This window comes from Vibrio sp. 10N.261.52.A1 (genome assembly GCF_002876325.1).
GTDB classification, from domain to species: domain Bacteria; phylum Pseudomonadota; class Gammaproteobacteria; order Enterobacterales; family Vibrionaceae; genus Vibrio; species Vibrio chagasii.
In genome coordinates this window covers 1-5519 of record NZ_MCYD01000577.1, presented here as the reverse complement: position 1 = coordinate 5519, position 5519 = coordinate 1, and the positions used below count along the sequence as shown (strand labels likewise).

At 44.1% G+C, this 5519-nt stretch carries 4 protein-coding genes; 2 read left to right on the top strand and 2 right to left on the bottom strand.

The window, feature by feature from the left end; genetic code table 11:
* The first annotated feature begins 20 nt into the window (after positions 1–20).
* The gene (gene pgm, locus BCT81_RS09385; RefSeq protein ID WP_102423957.1) at positions 21–1667 is read left to right on the top strand and encodes a phosphoglucomutase (alpha-D-glucose-1,6-bisphosphate-dependent); all 1647 of its coding nucleotides are present in this window, start codon (positions 21–23) and stop codon (positions 1665–1667) included.
* A gap of 118 nt (positions 1668–1785) precedes the next feature.
* Here the strand turns inward: pgm and BCT81_RS09380 are convergent, their stop codons facing one another.
* Positions 1786–2544 (bottom strand): DUF1853 family protein, encoded by a 759-nt coding sequence (locus tag BCT81_RS09380; protein ID WP_102423958.1) that lies wholly within the window; start codon positions 2542–2544, stop codon positions 1786–1788.
* A gap of 115 nt (positions 2545–2659) precedes the next feature.
* Between BCT81_RS09380 and BCT81_RS09375 the strand changes: the two genes are divergently transcribed.
* On the top strand, positions 2660–3418 hold the full coding sequence (locus BCT81_RS09375) for a Nif3-like dinuclear metal center hexameric protein (protein ID WP_102423956.1): 759 nt from the start codon (positions 2660–2662) through the stop codon (positions 3416–3418).
* Between the two features lie 491 nt (positions 3419–3909).
* Here BCT81_RS09375 and BCT81_RS09370 read toward each other — a convergent pair whose 3' ends face one another.
* Positions 3910–5199, bottom strand: a complete 1290-nt coding sequence (locus BCT81_RS09370) for a citrate synthase (RefSeq protein WP_004737907.1) — start codon at positions 5197–5199, stop codon at positions 3910–3912.
* Positions 5200–5519 lie beyond the last annotated feature (320 nt).

Here is a 5519-nt window from a genome sequence, read left to right as displayed (position 1 = left end):
ATATATAAGGATGTCGAAAAATGGCTATGCACCCTCGTGCTGGGCAAAAAGCTCAGCAGGAAGATCTTCATAATATTCCGGCTTTAGTGGCTAACTATTTCTTACAGCAACCGGATGCGACTAACCCAGATCACAAAGTACTGTTTGGTACTTCAGGTCACCGTGGTACTGCAGACAAATCAACATTTAACGAAAACCACATTCTAGCGATTGCACAAGCAGTGGCTGAAGTGCGTGCTGAGCAAGGTACAACAGGTCCACTTTTCTTAGGTAAAGATACGCACGCGCTATCTGAACCTGCGTTTTCTACGGTAATTGAAGTACTTGTAGCGAACGGTGTTGAAGTTATTATTCAAGAAAACAATGGCTTTACTCCAACACCTGGTATCTCGCACGCGATTCTTACGCACAACCTAGTGAATGACAAAAAAGCCGATGGCATTGTAATTACACCTTCACACAACCCACCTCAAGACGGCGGTATCAAATACAATCCGACACACGGTGGCCCTGCTGAAGCAGAACTAACGCAAGCTATTGAAGATCGTGCGAACGTTATTATTTCTGAGCAAATGCAAGGTGTTAAACGTACACCTATTGCACAGGCTAAACAGTCTGAATTAGTGAAAGAAGTCGACCTGGTTGCTCCATACGTTGCTGATTTAGTTAACGTTGTTGATATGGAAGCTATTCAGAAAGCGAACATCAAAATTGGTGTTGATCCACTAGGCGGAAGCGGCATCGATTACTGGCGTCAAATTGGTAAAGCGTACAACCTAGATCTTACTTTGGTAAGTGAAGCGGTTGACCCTTCATTCCAATTCATGTCTCTAGATAAAGATGGCGTGGTTCGTATGGACTGCTCTTCGCCATACGCAATGGCAGGTTTACTTGCGCTTAAAGATGAGTACGCACTAGCGTTTGGTAACGACCCAGATTACGATCGCCACGGCATTGTTACGCCTAAAGGCCTAATGAACCCTAACCACTTCCTAGCGGTTTGTATCGATTACCTATACCGTAACCGTGAAGGTTGGGGTAAAGAGGTTGCGGTTGGTAAAACTTTGGTATCAAGCGCATTGATCGACCGTGTGGTAGCTGACTTAGGTCGTGAACTTTGTGAAGTACCTGTTGGTTTCAAATGGTTCGTTGATGGCCTATACAACGGTCAGTTTGGCTTCGGTGGTGAAGAGAGTGCGGGTGCTTCTTTCTTACGTAAAGATGGTACGCCTTGGTCAACAGATAAAGACGGCCTAATTCTTTGCCTATTGGCGGCTGAGATCACAGCCGTTACAGGTAAGAACCCACAAGAGTACTACGAAGAGCTAGCTACTAAGCACGGTGAATCTAAGTACAACCGTATTCAAGCGGTAGCAAATGGCGCGCAAAAAGATGTGCTGAAGAAGCTATCTCCAGAGATGGTCTCTGCTGAAACGCTTGCTGGCGATGCGATTACTGCTCGTTTAACGCATGCTCCTGGTAATGGCGCTGCGATTGGTGGCCTTAAAGTGACCACTGAGAACGGTTGGTTCGCTGCTCGTCCATCAGGCACTGAAGACATCTACAAGATCTACTGTGAAAGCTTTAAAGGTGAAGAGCACCTAAAAGCAATCGAAGCAGAAGCTCAAGAGATTGTTAACCAAGTATTTGCCGCTGCAGGTCTATAATCGAATACGATTCATAGAGTTATAAAGCAAATAATGGAAGGGTTGATGTGAAAGCATCAGCCCTTTTTATTTGTCTGTGAGTAAGTGGCTAGACTAAGTCAGTTGAATGACGAATAGATTAGCCGTGTGGCCAAGTTTGTGGCATCACAAACCAGAATTGACCAGACTTAGTTTGCCCGTGAACAAAGTGGTCACCAAATTCGGTGATAGGTTCACCGCTGAAATCATCCGTTCCTGCGGCCCATTGTTCTTTGGTTAAAGGATAGAGTGTATCGGTGATCTGGTGAGTCTGATTTTGATAACACCAAAATCCATTTACTTGGCTTGGGTTAATGCTGTAGCCCAAACATTCTGTAGGTATATTTTGTTCTAGAAATGGGTTGGTATAGAGGCGACCTTGCATCAGAAGATGTTTTGAGTCGACATCGATCTCCGGGTACTGCTCAACAAAGGCGTTTGAAGAGGACATACCAAGTTGATGGCAGAGCATCCTATCGAGCTTCTTGTCCAATTGGTCGTGAGAATTGGGACCAAACCATGTTTGCTCATGAAGTAGGTAAAATTTAATTGCCACTTCCCAGTGTTCTAATTTTTGGCTGCTTGTGTCTTCCAAGATAAAGTCGATTGCGCCAAGTGTTCGTCCCTCAACATTAATCTGAATCTCATCGTGCTTGATTGAATAATTATCCGAAGTCATGATGACTTGTTCACATAAGTGTTGGTAGAGAAAGCCTAATCTAGGGTTTCCATCATAAGTATGTGTATCGTCGAGCTTTTGGTGGTTTGAGAACACAGTGAGATCAGAAATGGGCGGCTTGATTTCTAGTAGCGGTGGTGAGCTAATCACCCATTGATAAAAGCGTTGCAGTTCGGTCATCGGTTCCTCGTAAACTTCAGTCATCTGTTCTCTAGAAACAGAGTGGAAGGGCTTTCGACATTCTACCCGTAAATTGATATAACGACGTTATTATAAAGGTAAGCTGGAAATAAAAATGAATAACTTACAATTAGAAAAGCTACTTAACGAAAAACTGCAGCCACAGCAGATTAAAGATTACTGTCCGAATGGCCTTCAAGTCGAAGGTGCTTCTGAAGTCAAGCGTATTGTTACTGGTGTGACGGCTTCGCAAGCTTTGATTAATAAAGCGGTAGAATTGAACGCTGATGCTTTGTTGGTTCATCACGGTTTCTTTTGGAAAGGCGAGCCGGAAGCCATTTGCGGCATGAAAGGCAAACGCATTCGCACTCTGATTAAGAATGACATTAACCTTTTGGGTTATCACTTACCTCTCGATATCCATCCTGAACTTGGTAACAACGCCAAACTCGCTGAACTGCTTGATATTGAAGTAGAAGGTGGCTTGGAAGGGCACCCACAATCGGTTGCTATGTTTGGTAGATTAAAGACACCGATGACTGGTGCTGAGTTTGCGGCAAAAATTGATCAAGTACTGAATCGTAAGCCGCTACATATTGCTCCTGAAAACGCAGATAAAGTGATTGAAACGGTGGGGTGGTGTACTGGCGGCGGTCAAGACTACATTGAGCTTGCTGCTTCTCAAGGTATTGATGCATTTATCTCTGGTGAAATTTCTGAGCGCACAACTTACTCGGCTCGCGAGCAAGACATCCATTATTTTGCTGCAGGTCACCATGCGACAGAACGCTACGGCGTGAAGGCACTAGGTGAGTGGCTAGCAAAAGAGCACGGCTTGGATGTTGAGTTTATCGATATTGATAACCCGGTGTAAAGCAGATGCTAGATGAGGGATACGAGTAGAGAGTATCCCTTAAACCTTTGAGGAACTTCGAAAGTTTTTCTATACGCTTCGTGAGATCCCCAACTCGCTCGTCCCTCGTTTTTGGGGATGACGGCATAGTTTGTTCCTATCATCATTCCCTAAACTGACGAAGGAAGGAGTAGGGAATCTCTTTGGGCTATCTACTCGTTGAATGAGATCCCCAACTCGCTCGTACCTCGTTTTGGGGTATAACGAGCAACTATAAATTTGTATCCGTCTATGCGACGCGCCAGTCCGAACGCTAAAGGTGGATATCCGAATCCGTCATTCCCTAGACTGACGAAGGAGGGAGTAGGGAATCTCTTTGGGCTATCTACTCGTTGAATAAGATCCCCAACTCACTCGTTCCTCGCTCTTGAGGATGACAGTGTTGCGAGCATAAAAGAAAAGGGTTGATGCTTTCGCATCAACCCTTTTTAACAATCATACTTTAATCGCAATTATTCACGTTCATGAAGTGCTTTAAAGTCACGTTGCTCTTCACCAGTGTATAGCTGACGAGGACGACCGATACGGTTTGTTGGGTCGCTGTGCATTTCGTTCCAGTGTGCAATCCAACCGATAGTACGAGACATCGCGAAGATTACTGTAAACATAGACACTGGAATGCCGATAGCTTTCAGAATGATACCTGAGTAGAAGTCTACGTTCGGGTATAGTTTCTTAGAAACGAAGTATTCATCAGAAAGAGCGATACGCTCAAGCTCCATTGCTACGTCAAGTAGTGGATCTTGGATGTTTAGCTCTTTAAGTACTTCGTGACACGCTTCGCGCATTACTGTTGCACGTGGATCGTAGTTCTTGTAAACGCGGTGACCGAAGCCCATCAAACGGAATGGGTCATCTTTGTCTTTCGCTTTTGCAACATACTCTTCGATGTTATCTACGCTACCGATCTCTTCAAGCATACGTAGACATGCTTCGTTTGCACCACCGTGAGCTGGGCCCCAAAGTGACGCGATACCTGCTGCGATACATGCAAACGGGTTAGCACCAGATGAACCGGATAGACGTACTGTAGATGTTGAAGCGTTTTGTTCGTGGTCTGCGTGTAGGGTGAAAATCTTATCCATTGCACGAGCTACGATAGGGTTTACTTCGTACTCTTCACATGGGTTTGCAAACATCATGTGTAGGAAGTTTTCTGCGTAGCTTAGGTCGTTGCGTGGGTAGATAAACGGCTGACCAATAGAATATTTGTAACACATTGCTGCCAGTGTTGGCATTTTTGAAATTAGACGGTAAGCCGCAATTTCACGGTGTGTATCGTTGTTGATATCAAGTGAGTCGTGGTAGAACGCAGCTAGAGCGCCTACTACACCACACATTACAGCCATAGGGTGAGCATCACGACGGAAGCCGTGGAAGAAACTAGCAATTTGCTCGTGTACCATAGTGTGACGTGTCACGGTAGTCTTGAACTTTTCGTATTCAGCTCGAGATGGGGCTTCACCGTAAAGAAGTATGTAACATACTTCTAAGTAATCAGCGTTATTGGCAAGTTGGTCAATTGGATAACCACGGTGTAAAAGGATACCTTTACCACCGTCAATAAAAGTGATTTGAGACTCACAAGATGCAGTGGCAAGAAAACCAGGGTCAAAAGTGAAAAAACCATTAGAACCTAGTGTACGAACATCGATCACTGGAGTACCTAGTACACCTTCTGTAATCGGCAGCTCGATTGGCGCTTGACCTTCGATGTGAAGGGTAGCTTTCTTATCCGCCATAACAATCTCCTTTGTTTATTATTTAATCCGTCCAGGATGTTTATGTGCCATTTTTTTACTGGTCTTACGTGGGAAAGTCAATTTTTCTGCAGCTTTGTGTGCACTTGTTAGTGTTTTTTACATTAATTTCGTTAAAAATCTGGTCTGTGTAGCATTATTTGTTACATCAATTGTATTAGAATGTTGCCGACCGTATAGTGGCGATGAAAAATTTGGTTAAAACCTTATAAATGCAAGGCTAAGAAGAAATGTGAGGTGTCTATCTTAATCTTGCTGTTAACAATTATTTTACAATTATCTAAGGCTCAACTTCGGTTATT